Below are 16,306 nucleotides of genomic sequence, written 5' to 3'. Positions count from 1 at the left end.
GTGTACCGACGTGGCCGGTCCTTACTGCTTAGACCAGGCCGGAGGCGTCGCCACCGGTGGCGTCACCGGAGGTGTTGGTGTTGCCTTCGACGCCGATGCCGCAGTTGTTCTGCTGCGCGCGGGAGTCGGCGTCGCCGCCGCCACCGGTGAGCGCTGCCAGCAGGGGAGCGTCGAGGTCGCCCTCCGTGATGTCGTCACCGTTCGTCTGGTTGCAGGCGACGATGGGGGGCTGCGATCCGCCGGCGGCTGCGACGCCGGCACCGAGCATGCTGACGCTGCCGACCATGGCGGCCAGTACGGCAGCTTCGCGAAGCTTGCGCATTTCATCTCCACTTTCGTGAGGGCTCGACACGACCAGTAGTTGATCGCATGTAGCAGGGACAAACGATATTGCCCCTGTTGGTGCTTTTCGCCTGCAACACGCCGGTATGTGCAGACGGGTTGCGTGGGCGTCGCGCCTTCCGCCGCCGGCGACTGCTTGCGGCGGGGGTATGACTCAGGGACCGAGCCCGCGGGCCCGGTCCCTGAATGCGTGTACCGACGAGTCGGCGTCAGGCGCCGAGGAGGCCCTCGGTGGTGCCGCCGGTGGCGCTGCCGGAGGTGTTCGTGTTGTCCTCCACGCCGATGCCGCAGTTGTTCTGCTGCGCGCGGGAGTCGGCGTCGCCGCCGCCCGGGGTCAGCGCGGTGAGGAGGGGAGCGTCGACGTCGCCGCCCTCGATGGTGTCGCCGTTGGCCTGGGTGCAGGCGACGATCGTGGGCGGCTCCGAGCCGCCGGCGGCTGCGACGCCGGCACCGATCATGGTGACGCTGCCGACCATGGCGGCCAGTACGGCAGCTTCGCGAAGCTTGCGCATTTGATCTCCACTTTCGTGAGGGCTTGGATGCGACCAGTGGCCGATCGCATGTAGGCAGTGACACACGGTAAGGGAGGAGTTGCGCATTTCAACCGCAACACGCCGCTCGGTCTGACTGCCCGTTAGCCGTCTGTTCACGCACTGTGAGCGCCTCGCCGAGAGCTCCGGACCGGCGCCGACGGGCAGCCGGTTGCCGGGGAGGCATCGGTCGGCACGGACGTCCGGCCCCCGTCGTCGGTCGTGCGCAGTCCGGGGGTGCATCGAGGAGTGGTGGTGACGGTCGGCGTGCGGCGCGGAGCGTTGGTTCGCGAGGGCGGTGACGGGGGTGAAGTGCCGGGCGGTGGGCGGGAGTTCACGTTTCGCCTTTCGCGGGGCCCGACTTGGGGCTGCGGAGAGTGGCGGTGGTGCGACGGAGAGGCATGACCCCCGGTGTGGTCGAGATGTTGATGAGACCGGCAACGACGAAGGCTCCGGCCGGTTTCCCGGTCGGGGCCTTCGTTCAGCCCGGTGAGGCTGGGCGGAGGATACGAGATTCGAACTCGTGAAGGGTTGCCCCCAACACGCTTTCCGAATGTTCGTCCTGGGATCCGGGTGAGAGCGGGGTCGTTCTGAACTGGACTCCGCGGGTGGGGTACGCGGCGCATGGACACTCTTGTACGGAGGTGAATGCAACCAGAACTGCAACCACGGAGTTGGAGCCATCGGATGCGAGCAGTGGTCCCCTCTCGACCGGCTACAGCCTGAGCACCCTAGCCTCCGGTGCTCTAGCAGGTACGAGGCGCCGCCACAGCAGCGCGGCGACATAGACGGTTGCGGTGCCGATCTCCAGGTGTCGTCAAGGTGGAGCGGAGGGGCAGGTTCAGCGCCGGGTCGTTGGTGAGGATCTGCTGGTGCAGAAGCCTGAGTTCCGAACCGGCGGCGATTCCGAGCTCACCCCGCAGCCGTCCGCTGACCTGCCGGAACGCGTCGAGTGCTTCGGCCTGGCGGCCCTGCCGGTAGAGCGCCAACATCAGCTGTGCCCAGAAGTGCTCCCGCCACGGGCACGTGCGCAGCGCGTCGCGGAGTTCGACGACGACCTCGCGATGCGCCCCGCGTTTCAGATCGAGGTCGATGCGCTGCTCCAGCGCGCTGTAGCGGCGTTCGGCGAGCCCCGGGACGAAATCGCGGTGCAGGGCGTCCGAGGGCACGTTCGACAGTGCGGGCCCGCGCCACAGGCCCAGCGCCTCGCGCAGCAGTGCGCTTTCCCGTCGGTGGTCCCCGTGGGCAGCCATGCGCTGGGCCATTGTCAGTGTGCTGCGGAAACGCAGCAGGTCCAGCTGGGAGTCGTCCACGGTCATGAGATAGCCGCCCGGAAGGGTACGGATCGGCTCCAGCCGCTCTTCGGAGGATGGGCACAGCGCCCGGCGCAATCTCATGACATAGGAGCGCAGCGTTGTGTGGGCGCCTCGGGGTGGATTTTCATCCCATAGATCTGCGGCCAATTCATTCATGGAAACCGTCTGATTGGCACGCAGCAGCATCGACGCCAGCAGGATTCGTAACTTCGCCGCCGGTAAGGGCACTTCCCTCTCTCCGTGCAGCACACGCAACGACCCAAGTAAGTGGAAGCTCAGACTGCTTTCCTGTGTCACCATGTCGCGTCCCATCTACGATTCCCTGTGCCGCTGTGAGGCATGGGGGGGAATAGGCGGCCGAGCGAATTCATGCTGCCAGGGGCTGGCGCCACCGTCCAGCCACGGGGAGGCCACAGTGGCCTGAGATTCTTCTATACGCACGCGGTCCGCGTTCGACGCAAGTCGCTTTTCGGGCATTCTGAACCGCAACGACTGTGTGGCCGAGAGTCGTCGCAGGTGTCCTCAGGAACCTCACGCAGAAAACCAAAGGAGTGGGCGTGTACGACTCATCCATGTTGGTCACGGAGATCTCTGGCTGGTTGTCAAGGCCTGCCGACGAGGTGGACCGACAGTTCACAGGATCGGAACGCGACAGAATAAGGGCGGCAATTGCCGATCTGAACGAAAATGCCCTGTCCGGAGACCTGGAGAGCTTTTATCACCAACAGCTCCTATTGTCTCGTATCTACCACCTGACCATGCGTATCCCGGACGCGGAGACAGCAGAGGGCTCGATCGCGGTCCATGAGGTGACCCGGCTGCTGGAGCAGGCGACGCTGCTCGGCGAGGACCGGCAGCTGGACGCCACGCTCCTGGAGGACCTGCCCGCCGAACCCGGTGAGTTCCTTTCCTGGCTCAAGGGACAGGCCAGGCAGCACCGCGTCTTCAAGCACCCGTACTACACGGACTTCATCCGCAACCACGCCACCGCGGCGGACCTGCGCACGTACATGATCCAGGAGTCCGTGGTCGACGGTCGGTTCGACGACCTGCTGGCTCTGATGCAGGTGGGCACCAGCGGTGCCGCGAAGATGGAGATCGCGTCCAACTATTGGGACGAGATGGGGAATGGTAAGCCCGAAGAGGTCCACACCACTCTCTTCAACCAGATATTCGACGTGTTCAACGTGTCCGAGACGGAGATGGAGGAGTCGCTGACCGCCACCGCACTCCTGAGCGGAAATCTCGCAGTGCTCCTCAGCCGGTACCGGCACCGGTATCCCGAGGCCGTCGGTTTCCTGGGCATGACGGAATGGCTGGTGCCAGACCGCTTCGTGCAGGTGGTGAGTGCGTGGGAACGACTCGGCCTGCCGGACGTGGGAATCGTCTACCACCGTCTGCACATCACCATCGACTCCCAGCACGCCGCGGGCTGGTTCCACAACATTGTGAAACCAGCCGCGCCGTCGGAGTACATGCGACTGGGAATCGCCCGCGGGGCGTTGTGGCGGCTCAATTCCTCGGCGCGCTATCTGGACGAACGGCTGGCCGAGGTGGCCGGTGAGAATGTGGAGGACCGCGGCGCCGCGGAGACCGATGCACTCGTCACCGGCTGACGTGGCACGGAGCCGGCCGACGGACCCGGGCATGCACCCGATACCCGGACCCGGAATACCTAGTGGAACAAGCTTCGCGGAATGAAAGGCGAGTCGTATGCCACTGTCCGACCAGCGTTTCTCGGTCATCGACATACCGGCGGTTGAGCCGAATGTGCTGGACAGCTATGACAACTGCCCGGTAGACGAGTACATGGGCAACGGTACCCGGTACAAACGGTTCTCGCAGTACCGCATGAGCTTCACGGAGAGTGCCGGTTGGGGTTTTGAACTCCTGCCGCACCGGGACTACACCACGTTCAAGAAGTTCAATAACGTCGCCGGTGGTGTCCGCCGGGGATATCTGCCGATCGAGGTGGATTTCACGCCGCTCATCCGGACCGGGGCCGAGGGGTTCCCCCTGGACACCACGGAAGATTGGCAGATCAACGTCCATCAGAACCGCACCCGGGCCACCGGTGAGAAGCCCGGCCCGCTGACGCCGGAGGGCGTGCACCACGACGGGCACGAATTCGTCATGATCGCCGTCCTGCGGCGCAACAACGTCGCGGGCGGTCTGACCCGGTTGTGGAAGCCCGGCGCGGAGGAGCCGTTCTGGGACGGCACCCTGGAGGCCGGTCAGGCTGTGCTGCTGGACGACCGGGCGCTCGCACACGACGTCACCGACGTGCTCTCCGCCGACGGCGGTCCCGGGCACCGCGACATCCTCATCGTCGCCTTCTCCCGCTGGAGCGAGAGGTGGTACGGCGACCAGCACGACGAGGCGGCCCTGAACGACGCGCCGGAGCCGTCGGCGATGTAGGGACGCGGTCTGGGTCCGGACCGCTGGGGGCCGCACACCGTACGAGCATCTCTCGTCGGTGTACGGCCCCCGAGCGGTCAGGCGACAGCCGGTCGGGCACCGCCACGACTCCCGGAAGCAGGTGACACATGTACGACTTCGTGAAGTACCAAGCACTGGGCAACGACTACTTGGTCATCGATCCGCAGCGGATCGACCTGCTGGGGCTGCCGTCCACCGCGCAGGCCGCCCGCCTGCTGTGCGACCGGCACTTCGGCATCGGTGCTGACGGGATCCTGCTGGGACCGGTCGGTGCAGTACGAGACGGCGAGCCGGTTGTCCTGCGCGCCTTCAACTCCGACGGCAGCGTCTGTGGCAGGAGTGCCAACGGACTGCGAATATTCGCCCTCCACCTGTCCCAGTACCACCAGGGAGCGCGGGACGTCCTCATCCGTACGCTCGCGGGCGACACCGCGGTGCGGATCGAGGACCTCGACGAGGGCATCGCCCGGGTGGAGATGGGCCGCCCCACCTTCGAGGCGGCTGACATTCCGGCGCAGGGCCTGCCCGGCCCCGTCGTGGCCCGGCCGCTGGACATGGCAGGGCGACAGCTCCAGGTGACCTGTCTGAACAACGGCAACCCGCACACCGTCGTCCCGCTCCCCGAGGTGTCCGCCGCGCTGGCACATGAGTTGGGGCCGCTGATCGCGGGCCATCCGGCCTTCCCCGAGCGGACCAACGTGCAGTTCATGCGCGTGCTCGACCGCGCGACGGTGGAGATCGAGATCTGGGAGCGCGGCGCGGGCTACGCCCTGGCCTCCGGCAGCAGCGCCTGCGCCGCGGCCAGCGCCGCTCATGCCCTGGGCCTGGTGGACCACGCGGTACGGGTGCGGATGCCCGGCGGTGCCTTCGAGACGGCCATCGACGCGCAGGGCGCGGTCACCCTGTCCGGCGCCTCGGAGCAGGTCGCGGCCGGATTCCTGGCACCGCGACTCCGCGCCCATCTCGGACTGCCCGCCGTACCGGACACGCCCGCAACAGGCACGCCCGCAACAGGCACGCCCGCACCGCACACGGACACCAGCAGGCCGACCGTCCGAGCCTCGGCCGCGCGGGGGACTGCCGCATGACGCCCCTCGACGCCGGCATCGCCGCGAAGTCGGTCTACTCCATCGCCCGTTGGACGTTCGTCGACTCCGCCGGGCGCTGGGATGTCGACCTCGGCAACAGCTACGTACCGAGCCGCAGGCTGTCCGACCTGACCGTCCCCGCGGACCTCAAGCTCGACTACGGCACCGACCGGGGCACCACGGAACTGCGCGACCGGATCGCCGGACTGTACGGCGGTCGGCCGGAGTCGGTCACTGTCACGCACGGCGCGCAGGAGGCGCTGTTCCTGCTGTTCGACGTGCTGCTGCGGCCCGGCGACCAGGTGATCGCATTCAACCCCGGATGGCAACCGCTGCTGGACCTGCCGCCCCGGCTCGACGCGAGCGTGACGGTCCTGCCGTACGGACCGGATCTGTCCGTGGACGCCGCCGCCGTGACTGCGGCGGCCGGTGAGAACCTGCGGCTGATCGCGCTGAACTCGCCCTGCAACCCCACCGGCCTCCGGGTCGAGGAGGAGGAACTGCGGGCGCTGGTGGCGCTGGTGGCGGAGCGGGACGCCTATCTGCTGGTCGACGAGGAGTACGCGATCGATCTGTCGCGCTCCCCGGCCGTGGGCCAGGACCGGGTGATCTCGGTCTCCGGTCTGTCCAAGACCTACGGCCTGCCGGGCCTGCGCACCGGCTGGGTGTACGGCGCGCCGCAGGTAGCGGAAGCCTGCGCGGAGCGCAAGTTCCTCACCTCGATCGCCAACTCCGTGCTGTGCGAGGCCCTGGCCTGCTCGGCGCTGGACCGGCACGAGAACTACGCGCGGGAGTACCACCGGCTGTGCGCCCCGGGCCTGCGGCTCGTCGAGAAGTGGGCGGCCCGCCACCCGGATGCCGTCCGGCTGGTGCCGCCGCAGGGCACGCCCTTTGCCTGGATACAACTGCGTACCGGTGAGACCTCCTTGGCGCTGTGCCGCCGGGCGCTGGAGGCCGGCCTGTTGCTGACCCCCGGGGAGACCATGGGCTCCGACGAAGGCTTCCGGCTCGGCTTCGCCCGCGACGTCGACACGGTGACCGAGGGCCTGCGGCGGCTGGACACCGTGCTGCTGCCGGACGGGCCGTCCGGCGGTTGAGGGCTTACCGGCCTTCCTCAGTGTCGCGCCGGTTGCACGGTCCCCTCTCCCTTCTCCTCCTCGGCCGGCTGGGGTACGGCTTCGGCCCCGGTCCCGGCTCCGGCCTTGGCCTCAGCCACCGGACGTGACGGCGCGGTGCGGGTCAGCAGTACGCCACTGACGATCAGTACCGCGCCCACCACGGTGTTCCAGCCCAGCGACTCGTTCAGGAAGAACACCCCGACGATCGCCGCCCACAACGGGGTCAGATACGCAACCGTGGAGGCGACCGTCGAGCCGACGGCGCGGATCACCGACAAGTTCCACATGTACGCGAGCCCGGTGCCCACGGCGCCGAGCACCACCATGGCGGCCATCGGCCCCGTCCCGCCCCAATGTGGTGCACCGCTCAACAGTGGTGCGGCAACGGCAAGTTCGAGGGTCGCCCAGCTGACCTGAATGGCGGTCAGGGCGATCACGGGGATGTCTCCGCCGGACAGGAAACGGCGGGTGTAGGTGTAACCCAGCCCGTACGAGGCGGTGGCGACCAGGCAGATCACACTCCCTTTCATCAGCGAGGACTGCCCGCCCGACCACACTCCGAGCACCACCAGGGCGCCGACCAGGCCGGTGGCAATGCCGAGCAGCCGCCGCAGGGTCGGCTTCTCGTCCGGCAACATGATCACTACCCAGATCAGGGTGAACAGGGGAATGGTGGAGTTCCACACCCCGGCCGTGACGGAGTCGATGTACTGCTCGCCCCAGGCGAACAGAGTGAAGGGGAAGGCATTGAGCACCGTCCCCACCACCAGGGCGTGCCCCCACACCCGCAGGTCACGCGGCACTCCCAGCCGCCGCACCAGTACCAGGCCCCACAGCACCAGTGCTCCGAAGAAGCATCGCCAGAAGGCGACCCAACCCGGTTCGATGCCGGCTTCGACACCGATCTTGATGAGCGCGAACCCGGACCCCCAGATCATCGAGCAGGTGACGAACTGAGGTACCCACGACTTGGCCGGTACAGCGGATAAAGCTGTTACGGAGCTTGCCACTTCGAGTCCTTTCGATTTGCCGTGCGTTTCTTGTCGCGCGTTTCACGGGGGCGGGCCTGTGCCCCTCGATTACGTCTCCGCGCTGCTCCCGACCGCTGCGGAGGCGAAGGCGCGCACCAGGGGATGGGGACGGGAGGTGTCGTCGGCCAGTTCGGGCTGGAACAAGGTGGACAGGAAGAACCGGTGCCCCGGCAGTTCGGCGATGCGGGGGTGGCCGTCGTCGTCGTGGCCGGTGAAGCGCAACCCGTGGTCGCGCAGGGTGCCGGCGTACCGGGGGTCCAGAGCGTGCGTGCACTGGTAGCGCTCCACGGTCGTACGCGCGCCGAGCGCTTCCTCGGCCAGTGAGCCGGGCTCGATGTGGACAGTCCCCTCATGGCCCACGAGGTCGCGCGACAGCGGCACGATCAGCCGAAGCGGGCTGCCGGGGGAGTTCTCGGCGTGGGCGGCACCGTCCAGCGCGCATACGTGGCGGGCGAATTCCAGGAGGACGTGCAGGAAGCCGCCGCAGGTCGCCAGGAGGGGGATGTCCCGCTCGCGCGCCGTGCGCACAGCGCTCACCGCTCCGGCCTCGCTCCGGTACGGGCTGCCCGGCACCAGCCAGATGCCGTCGAAGCCGGCCAGGTCCCGAGGGCCGTCGAGCTGCGCGGTTGACACCCAGTAGGCGTCCACCAGCAGCCGTTCGCGGCGCCACAGCGCCTCCAGCATCGGCGCGTAGCGGGTGTGCGCGGGCACACCCGCCGACCGCTCGCCGACGAGCGCGATCCGGGCGGGCCGGGTGCGCGAAAGGTCCAGGTCGGCCTGGGGGCGTGGTGCGACGGTGGTGGGCACGCCGGAATCATCCAGCGGCCATGGCAAAAGGACAAACGATAGCTTCTGATTCCTCGATAAGTGATGCTGATCCGGTGGACCCGCGCCTGCTCAAGACCTTCTCGGCCGTCATCACTCACGGCTCCTTCTCCGACGCCGCCCGGGAGTTGGGCTATACGCAGTCCGCGGTGTCCCAGCAGATTGCCTCGCTGGAAGGGGAGTTGGGCGTCGAGTTGGTCTGTCGGCGGCCGGTGGGCCCGACGGAGGCCGGTGCCCGGCTGATGGACCACGTGGCCTCGATCCTCCTGCGCATCAACGCCGCGCGTGCGGAAGTCCAGAGGGTGAAGGGCGGAACCACCGGGCGGCTGACCGTCGGCATCTGTCCACTGGCGGCCACCGCACACGCACTGCGGATCATCGGTGAGGTGGCCCGGCGTGCCGGTGCGCACGAGCTGACGGTACGTACGCTGCCGCGCCAGGCGGTCGCCGAGGGCGTCGCCACCGGCAAACTGGACCTCGGCCTGGTCGACGGCTTCGCCCTGCCCGAGGACCCCCTGCGCCCGCCCCGGGGGGCCGGGCTGCGCGGCGTACCGGTCTGCCGGGAGCCGGTGGTGGTGGCCCTGCCGCCCCACCACCCCCTGGCACACCGCACGGATCTACGGCTGGCGGACCTGATCGACGCCCGGTGGATCGACGCACCGGGCGTGAGCGCCCCCCTGGCGGACCTGTGCGCCGTGGTCGGAGACAGCCCCCATCTGCGGGTGGCCCTGCGGTACGACGGCCACGACGTGCGTACGTACACCGAGCTGCTCGCCGGAGGACAGGGCCTGGGCCTCCTCCCACGCTTCGCGCTCGCCGGGCGGCAGGACCTGGTCGGCATCCCCCTGACACAGCCGGAGCTGTCCCACCGCGTCGAGGCCCTGCGCGTCACGGGCGGCCCACCGGTGGTGGAAGACCTGGTCGCATCGCTCACCGAACCCGTCGAACCCGTCGGCACCGAGATCCAGCCACGAAGCTGAAGGAGGATGGGAAAAGACGAAGAGCAACCACGCAACGACGAAGGCCCCGGCCGGTTTCCCGGTCGGGGCCTTCGTGACAGCCCGGTGAGGCTGGGCGGAGGATACGAGATTCGAACTCGTGAGGGGTTGCCCCCAACACGCTTTCCAAGCGTGCGCCCTAGGCCACTAGGCGAATCCTCCGCCGCAGACTCTACAAGACGTTCAGGAGTGCTCGCGAACTCGATCCCCGGTACGCGCATCGGGTAGTGTTGGGCGCAGCCCCTCACGTGGCGCTATCTCTCTGAACTCCCCCAGGGCCGGAAGGCAGCAAGGGTAGGAGGGCTCTGGCGGGTGCGTGAGGGGCGTTCGCGTTCCGGGCGCTCCTCCAGGAGATGCGCACGCGGTTCGCGCCGGGCCTCGCCGCGGCTCAAGATCCTTGTGCGGGCTCGCTGTCCGCGCTCGCGCGGGTGGGGGAGGCGGGCCGGACGAGGGCGGCGTGACTTGTCGGTGGGCACCGATATCGTCGGGGGTGTGTCGTCCCTCGCCCTGTATCGCCGGTACCGCCCCGAGACCTTCGCAGAGGTCATCGGGCAAGAGCATGTGACCGAACCGTTGCAGCAGGCTCTGCGCAACAACCGGGTCAACCACGCCTATCTCTTCAGCGGGCCGCGCGGCTGCGGCAAGACGACGAGCGCGCGCATCCTCGCCCGGTGCCTCAACTGCAAGCAGGGGCCCACTCCGTCGCCGTGCGGCGAGTGCCGTTCGTGCCGTGATCTCGCGCGCAACGGGCCCGGTTCGATCGATGTGATCGAGATCGACGCCGCGTCCCACGGCGGTGTCGACGACGCTCGCGAGCTGAGGGAGAAGGCGTTCTTCGGGCCGGCGTCGAGCCGTTACAAGATCTACATCGTCGACGAGGCGCACATGGTCACCTCGGCGGGGTTCAACGCCCTGCTGAAGGTCGTCGAAGAACCGCCGGAGCACCTGAAGTTCATCTTCGCGACGACCGAGCCGGAGAAGGTCATCGGCACGATCCGGTCGCGTACGCACCACTATCCGTTCCGTCTGGTGCCGCCGGGCACTCTGCGGGACTACCTGGCCGAGGTCTGCACGCGGGAGGCGATCCCGGTCGAGGAGTCGGTGCTGCCGCTCGCCGTCCGTGCGGGGGCCGGATCGGTCCGGGACTCGATGTCGGTGATGGACCAGCTCCTGGCGGGCGCGGGCGAGGACGGCGTGACGTACGCCATGGCGACCGCCCTGCTCGGCTACACGGACAGCGCGCTGCTCGACGAGGTGGCGGAGGCCTTCGCCACGGGAGACGGCGCGCGGGCGTTCGAGATCGTCGACCGGGTCATCGAGGGCGGTCACGACCCGCGCCGCTTCGTGACGGACCTCCTGGAGAGGCTGCGGGACCTGGTGATCCTCGCCGCCGTGCCGGACGCGGAGGAGAAGGGGCTGATCGACGCCCCCGACGACGTCGTCGAGCGGATGCGCGCGCAGGCCGGGACCTTCGGGGCGGCGGAGCTCAGCCGCGCCGCGGACGTCGTCAACACGGGCCTGACGGAGATGCGCGGGGCGACGTCGCCGAGGCTTCAACTGGAGCTGATCTGCGCGCGGGTGCTGCTGCCGGCCGCCTACAGCGACGAGCGTTCCGTGCAGGCGCGGCTCGACAGGCTGGAGCGGGGGGCGGCCTTCGCCGGAACCGGGCTCGGGGCGGGGGCCGGTGCCGACGCCGGGGCCGGGACGGGTGCTGCCGGGGCTGGGGCGGTGGCCCCGCCTCCCGTACGTCCCGCCGCGGGGGGAGAGGAGCCGGCGGCTCCGGTGGACGGGCCTCCCGCGCAGGGTTCCGCCCCTGCCGGGCCTGCGGCGCCGCGTGCGGCTCAGGCCCCGAGCGGGCAGGCGGCCCCCGGTGCGGCCGACGAGCCTGCCGCCGCGGAGCGTCCGGCGGAGGGCCCGCCGGGGCCGGCGGGCGGCGGTGGCGGGCGCAGGCCCGGCGCGTGGCCGTCCGGGACGAGCGGTGCCGACAAGACTTCCGGGCAGGCGTCCCGTCCGGGCGCGTGGCCTGTGAGCGGCGGGGGCAGCGGCTCGCCGGGTGCACCGGCCGAGCAGGCGCCCGCGGGGGCTGCGGCGGCTGCGTCGTCCTTGCCGCCGCCGGGCGAGGAGGCGGGCGGCGGGGCCGGCGAGGCGAAGGACCCCGCGCAGGGCGCTGCCCAGGTGCGGCAGATGTGGCCGCAGATCCTGGAGGCGGTGAAGAACCGCCGCCGCTTCACCTGGATCCTCCTCAGCCAGAACGCGCAGATCGTCGGGTTCGACGGCACGACGTTGCAGCTCGGCTTCTCGAACGCGGGCGCGCGGGACAGCTTCGCGGGCGGCGGCAGCGAGGACGTCCTCGTGCAGGCCGTCAACGACGCGCTCGGCGTGCACTGGAAGGTCGAGGCGATCGTCGACCCCTCCGGCGGAGCGGGCTCCGGCCCCGGCGGCGGGCCGCAGGGCGGCGGTGCCGGTCCGGGCGGGCAGAGCGGCGGATTGGGCGGCGGGTTCGGCGGCGGGTTCGGCAGCGGCGGTGCTTCCGGTGCGTCCGGCGGCTCCTCTGCTCCGGGCCAGGCCGCAAGCCAGGAGCCCGGGGCGCGACCCGGGCAGGGCGGCGAGGGATCTGCGGGCGGGGCGTCCGCGGGCGCCCGGCAGGCCATGGCGGCCGCGCAGGCCGGGCCGGGGCCGGGCGGTGCCGGGGGCACGGCGGTCGCGGCACCGGCCGGGGCGGTCCCCGGGCAGGCCGGCTCGTCGTACGCCGCACGCGGAGGGCCGGGTGCCGGTTCCGCGGCGGCCAGTGCGTACAGCGGCGGCCTCGAGGACGACATGCCCGCCGAGGACGACCCCGACCTCGACGAATCGGCGCTCTCCGGCCACGACTTGATCATGCGTGAGCTCGGGGCCACGGTCATCGAGGAGTTCGAGCACGGGTGATCCCCGCGGGTGCCGCCGGTGCGCCCTCGGCAGGATGAGGACAGGTTCAGCGGGCTCCGCTCCGAGCACGTAGGCTCAGCCGTGGAAAGAGAAGTACGCGTACGGCGGTTACGTGAGCCATGTGCCGTATGCGCACTCCGCGCAGAACATGCGCGGTGCGTGCAGCGCGTGCTCCGCACCGTCGGTCCGCGGCGGTGGCGGCGGCGCGGACATCAGAGACGTCGACGAGCCAGGAGCCAAGTCGTGATTCCCGGTGGTGGGGGCCAGCCCGACATGCAGCAGCTGTTGCAGCAGGCCCAGAAGATGCAGCAGGACCTTGCCGAGGCGCAGCAGGAACTCGCCGAGAGTACGGTCGACGGTTCCTCCGGCGGCGGCCTGGTCAAGGCGACCGTGAACGGGGCGGGTGAGCTCCAGGGCCTCGTCATCGACCCGAAGGCCGTCGATCCGGAAGACACCGAGACGCTCTCCGACCTGGTGCTCGCCGCTGTTCGGGACGCCGTCGCCGGCGCCCAGCAGCTGCAGCAGCAGAAGCTCGGCCCGCTCGCGGAGGGGCTGGGCGGCGGGGGCGTTCCGGGACTCCCCTTCTAGGGCCTGTCGGACAGGTCCCGGGGGCCGCAGGTCCGAGCGGCCGGGGCCTTCCGGCCCTCATGGATCCGGAAGGCCCCGGACCGGGCCGGCCGGTCCGGTTTCAGGGAACGGCCAGGGGGCACCAGGTCGTTCATGTCACGGGGCCGCTCGACGAGCGGCCTCTCAGGGATCTTTCGGGGTTCCAGGCGGTGGTGGCGCGGTCGGGGGGCGGCTACGGTTCGCCGGGCCGTGGGCGGAAGGGCACAGGCCCGGAAGCCCGGAGAGACAGGCAGGAGCATCCGTGTACGAAGGCGTGGTTCAGGACCTCATCGACGAGTTGGGCAGGCTGCCCGGCGTCGGTCCCAAGAGCGCGCAGCGGATCGCCTTCCACGTCCTCCAGGCGGAGCCCACGGACGTACGGCGTCTCGCGCACGCACTGCTGGAGGTCAAGGACAAGGTCCGGTTCTGCGCCGTGTGCGGCAACGTCGCGCAGGAGGAGCAGTGCCGGGTGTGCCTGGACACGCGGCGTGACCGCAGCGTCATCTGCGTGGTCGAGGAGCCGAAGGACGTGGTGGCGATCGAGCGGACGCGTGAGTTCCGCGGCCGCTACCACGTGCTCGGCGGTGCCATCAGCCCCATCGAAGGCGTCGGGCCCGACGACCTCCGGATCCGGGAGCTGATGAGCAGGCTCGCGGACGGTGCCGTCACCGAGCTGATCCTGGCCACGGACCCCAACCTGGAAGGAGAGGCGACGGCCACCTACCTCGCGCGTATGGTCTCGAGCATGGGGCTGAGGGTGACGCGCCTGGCAAGCGGCCTCCCTGTCGGGGGAGATCTTGAATATGCCGATGAGGTCACGCTGGGGCGGGCCTTCGAGGGGAGAAGGTTGCTTGATGTCTGACGCCACGCTGAACGCGATCAAGGACAATCCGGACGACTTCGCCGTACAGATCTCCGACCAGATCGAGAGCTTCATCGTCTCGGTGACCGAGGTCGCCAAGGGGGACGACCCCGACAGCGCCGTCCCCTACCTGCTGCTGGAGCTGTCGCAACTCATCCTCGCCGGAGGCCGGCTGGGGGCGCACGAGGACTTCGTCCCCGTCGAGCGGTACGAGCCGGACATCGGCCCCGAGCCCGACGTCGACGAGATGCGGCTCAAGCTCGCCGCGCTGCTGGAACCGGTCGACGTCTACTCCGAGGTCTTCGACCCGTACGAGCCCCGTACGGCCCCCGTCGCATGCCGTATCTCCGACGATCTGGTCGGTGTGATCACGGACTTGCGGCACGGAATGGCCCACTACAAGGAGGGCAGGGTCAGCGAGGCCCTGTGGTGGTGGCAGTTCTCCTACCTGTCGAACTGGGGTCCCACGGCTTCGGCGGCTCTGCGTGCCCTGCAGTCCCTCGTGGCGCACGTCCGTCTCGACACTCCGCTCCGCGCGCTGGACGGGCTGGACACGGACAGCGACGCCGGGGAGGACGACGGCCTGCTGGAGAAGGAGGCCGGTGCGGTCATGGCCGCAGAGATCGGTGTGCCGCTGGGGATGCAGCCCGAAGCCGGCCGCGGCTGAGCGTCGGTTCCGCTCGGCGCGCCGGGCCGGCTCGCCCTGCCCCGGTGCCGCCCGTGGCCCCGGGTTTCCCCGGCGCCCTCGTCCGTCTGCCCGTCCGGCCTCTGGAGGGGACGACGCGGCTCGCGGCGATGAGTCGTCCGCGTCGTCCCGGTCTCTTCTCTCGCAGGCCCGCACAGCGGACGGTCGAGGGAGGCAGGCATGGACAAGCGATTCACCGCCACGTTGCGGAAGGGCCCCGACGTGGGCGGCTGGACCTATCTGGTGTGGCCGGACTCCGTCGGGTACTTCGGAACCCGGGGGCTGGTGAAGGTGCGCGGGACGATCGACGGGCACCCGTTCCGTAGTTCGTTCATGGCGCTGGGCGACGGTACGCACAAGCTGCCGGTGCGCGCCGAGGTGCGCCGCGCCATCGGCAAGCAGGCCGGAGACACGGTCACCGTCCACCTCGTGGAGCGGCTGGACGGAACCCCGCACGCCGACATCGCTTAGGAGCCGGTCCGCCGGTCCTGCGGGTACGCCCTCCCGCTGCCTGCGCGCGCGGGCGCGTCAGCGGGAGAGGATCCCCGCCCGGCGGGCGGCGCCGAGCCAGGAGGGGAACTCGCGCATCAGCTCCGCGTACAGCACCTCGTCCGGGATCCGCATCGGCTCGGTGCCGGCGGGGAAGAAGCCCGCGTTGTCCACCGCCCGCCGGGCGGGAACGGGCAGTTCGTCGAGCTTGAGGAGGAAGTCGAACTGCTTGCTCTCCGGATCGCCGAAGCCCATGAACTGCCAGAAGATGGGGAGCCTCGCGGCGTCGCACAGCGCACGCTGCGCGGCGGAGCGTGACGTGGGCGCTCCGTCCGTCTGGAAGACGACGAACGCCGGGTCGGGTGTCCCTGACGCCACGTAGTGGTCGACGACCGTCTCCATCGCGAGGTGGTAGTTGGTGCGGCCCATGTGGCCCAGGGATTCGTTGAGGGGGCCGATCCGGTTCTCGTAGGCGTCGAGCCGGACTTCCGCGACGCCCTCCACCTCGGTGGAGAACAGGACGACGGGGACGGTGCCGTCGTCGTCCAGGTTGGCGGAGAGGCCGAGTACCTGCTCGGCCAGGTGCTGGAGCGTCCCGTCCCTGTAGTAGCGGCGCATGCTGCCGGAGCGGTCCAGCACCAGGTAGACGGCGGCGCGCCGGCCGGAGAGGCCGGCCTTCTCCAGCGCCACGCGTGCCGTCTTGCGGAGGTTCACCAGGCCGTCGGGCGTTCGGGGCCCGGCCTGCCGGGTGGCTGCCCCGGCGGGGGAGCCTGCTGGGCGCTTCACGTAGTCGATGGACACGCGGGCCTCCTGCTGTGCTGGGGAGTTGCGTACAGGGCGTACGCGAACATTACGGCCCAATCGCGTGATTTGGACATGGCTGTGTGCCATCCGGAACGGCCGGACGTGCCACAAGGATGCCAATACGCCTTGCGGGGCGGGGAGTTGACCTCCATGACACGGCCGGGCACACGGAGCGCACGTCAACTCGCAGCGTTCGCCGGACGGTTCGCCTCGACCCTGGTTCTCCCTGGCAGGGAGCGACGGGACGC

General features: G+C 69.9%; 16 protein-coding genes, 1 tRNA gene and 1 other RNA gene. 11 read left to right on the top strand and 7 right to left on the bottom strand.

The window, feature by feature from the left end:
• Positions 1–28 precede the first annotated feature (28 nt).
• The 3 genes from H181DRAFT_RS20455 to H181DRAFT_RS20445 form a co-directional block, all read right to left on the bottom strand.
• A complete protein-coding gene (locus H181DRAFT_RS20455; RefSeq protein WP_045865992.1) occupies positions 29–322 on the bottom strand; it encodes a hypothetical protein in 294 nt (97 codons plus the stop codon).
• 229 nt (positions 323–551) lie between these two features.
• Complete coding sequence (locus tag H181DRAFT_RS20450) at positions 552–854, bottom strand: hypothetical protein (RefSeq protein WP_045865991.1); 303 nt, start codon at positions 852–854, stop codon at positions 552–554.
• 764 nt (positions 855–1,618) lie between these two features.
• On the bottom strand, positions 1,619–2,500 hold the full coding sequence (locus tag H181DRAFT_RS20445) for an AfsR/SARP family transcriptional regulator (RefSeq protein WP_074467957.1): 882 nt from the start codon (positions 2,498–2,500) through the stop codon (positions 1,619–1,621).
• Positions 2,501–2,946: 446 nt separating this feature from the next.
• On the opposite strand from H181DRAFT_RS20445, the gene H181DRAFT_RS20440 reads away from it, so the two are divergent.
• From H181DRAFT_RS20440 to H181DRAFT_RS20425, 4 genes are all read left to right on the top strand, one after another.
• The gene (locus tag H181DRAFT_RS20440) at positions 2,947–3,804 is read left to right on the top strand and encodes an iron-containing redox enzyme family protein (RefSeq protein ID WP_254666922.1); all 858 of its coding nucleotides are present in this window, start codon (positions 2,947–2,949) and stop codon (positions 3,802–3,804) included.
• Between the two features lie 97 nt (positions 3,805–3,901).
• Entirely contained in the window at positions 3,902–4,606 is a 705-nt protein-coding gene (locus H181DRAFT_RS20435; protein ID WP_045865989.1) for a 2OG-Fe dioxygenase family protein, read from the top strand.
• 128 nt (positions 4,607–4,734) lie between these two features.
• Complete coding sequence (dapF, locus tag H181DRAFT_RS20430) at positions 4,735–5,715, top strand: diaminopimelate epimerase (protein ID WP_074467956.1); 981 nt, start codon at positions 4,735–4,737, stop codon at positions 5,713–5,715.
• Positions 5,712–6,812, top strand: coding sequence for a pyridoxal phosphate-dependent aminotransferase (locus H181DRAFT_RS20425; RefSeq protein ID WP_045865988.1), 1,101 nt, complete (start codon positions 5,712–5,714; stop codon positions 6,810–6,812). Before dapF ends, H181DRAFT_RS20425 begins: the two co-directional genes overlap by 4 nt.
• A 17-nt stretch (positions 6,813–6,829) precedes the next feature.
• Here H181DRAFT_RS20425 and H181DRAFT_RS20420 read toward each other — a convergent pair whose 3' ends face one another.
• Together H181DRAFT_RS20420 and H181DRAFT_RS20415 are read right to left on the bottom strand one after the other, a co-directional pair.
• Positions 6,830–7,843, bottom strand: coding sequence for a DMT family transporter (locus H181DRAFT_RS20420; RefSeq protein ID WP_045865987.1), 1,014 nt, complete (start codon positions 7,841–7,843; stop codon positions 6,830–6,832).
• A gap of 69 nt (positions 7,844–7,912) precedes the next feature.
• Complete coding sequence (locus H181DRAFT_RS20415) at positions 7,913–8,671, bottom strand: CTP synthase C-terminal region-related (seleno)protein (protein ID WP_078895869.1); 759 nt, start codon at positions 8,669–8,671, stop codon at positions 7,913–7,915.
• A gap of 74 nt (positions 8,672–8,745) precedes the next feature.
• On the opposite strand from H181DRAFT_RS20415, the gene H181DRAFT_RS20410 reads away from it, so the two are divergent.
• A complete protein-coding gene (locus tag H181DRAFT_RS20410; protein ID WP_107068812.1) occupies positions 8,746–9,669 on the top strand; it encodes a LysR family transcriptional regulator in 924 nt (307 codons plus the stop codon).
• Between the two features lie 95 nt (positions 9,670–9,764).
• Here H181DRAFT_RS20410 and H181DRAFT_RS20405 read toward each other — a convergent pair.
• Positions 9,765–9,849: transfer RNA gene (locus H181DRAFT_RS20405), tRNA-Ser, on the bottom strand.
• Positions 9,850–9,922: 73 nt separating this feature from the next.
• Here H181DRAFT_RS20405 and ffs point away from each other — a divergent pair.
• From ffs to H181DRAFT_RS20375, 6 genes are all read left to right on the top strand, one after another.
• Positions 9,923–10,021: signal recognition particle sRNA small type (gene ffs, locus H181DRAFT_RS20400), an RNA gene on the top strand.
• 158 nt (positions 10,022–10,179) lie between these two features.
• The gene (locus H181DRAFT_RS20395; RefSeq protein WP_045866098.1) at positions 10,180–12,612 is read left to right on the top strand and encodes a DNA polymerase III subunit gamma and tau; all 2,433 of its coding nucleotides are present in this window, start codon (positions 10,180–10,182) and stop codon (positions 12,610–12,612) included.
• Positions 12,613–12,855: 243 nt separating this feature from the next.
• Positions 12,856–13,200, top strand: coding sequence for a YbaB/EbfC family nucleoid-associated protein (locus H181DRAFT_RS20390; protein ID WP_074467955.1), 345 nt, complete (start codon positions 12,856–12,858; stop codon positions 13,198–13,200).
• A 280-nt stretch (positions 13,201–13,480) separates the two neighbouring features.
• Positions 13,481–14,080: a recombination mediator RecR gene (gene recR, locus H181DRAFT_RS20385; protein ID WP_045865985.1), complete on the top strand. Its 600-nt coding sequence runs from the start codon at positions 13,481–13,483 to the stop codon at positions 14,078–14,080.
• Complete coding sequence (locus H181DRAFT_RS20380) at positions 14,073–14,747, top strand: DUF5063 domain-containing protein (RefSeq protein ID WP_045865984.1); 675 nt, start codon at positions 14,073–14,075, stop codon at positions 14,745–14,747. The genes recR and H181DRAFT_RS20380 overlap by 8 nt, the downstream gene beginning before the upstream one ends.
• A 198-nt stretch (positions 14,748–14,945) precedes the next feature.
• On the top strand, positions 14,946–15,236 hold the full coding sequence (locus H181DRAFT_RS20375) for a DUF1905 domain-containing protein (protein ID WP_045865983.1): 291 nt from the start codon (positions 14,946–14,948) through the stop codon (positions 15,234–15,236).
• A gap of 57 nt (positions 15,237–15,293) precedes the next feature.
• Here H181DRAFT_RS20375 and H181DRAFT_RS20370 read toward each other — a convergent pair whose 3' ends face one another.
• Positions 15,294–16,040 (bottom strand): VWA domain-containing protein, encoded by a 747-nt coding sequence (locus H181DRAFT_RS20370; RefSeq protein WP_045866096.1) that lies wholly within the window; start codon positions 16,038–16,040, stop codon positions 15,294–15,296.
• Between the last annotated feature and the right edge of the window lie 266 nt (positions 16,041–16,306).

This window comes from Streptomyces sp. WMMB 714 (assembly GCF_900090125.1).
Classification (GTDB): Bacteria; Actinomycetota; Actinomycetes; order Streptomycetales; family Streptomycetaceae; genus Streptomyces; species Streptomyces daqingensis.
The sequence above is the reverse complement of the archived record's forward strand: the minus strand, read 5'-3'. Positions and strand labels throughout refer to the sequence as shown.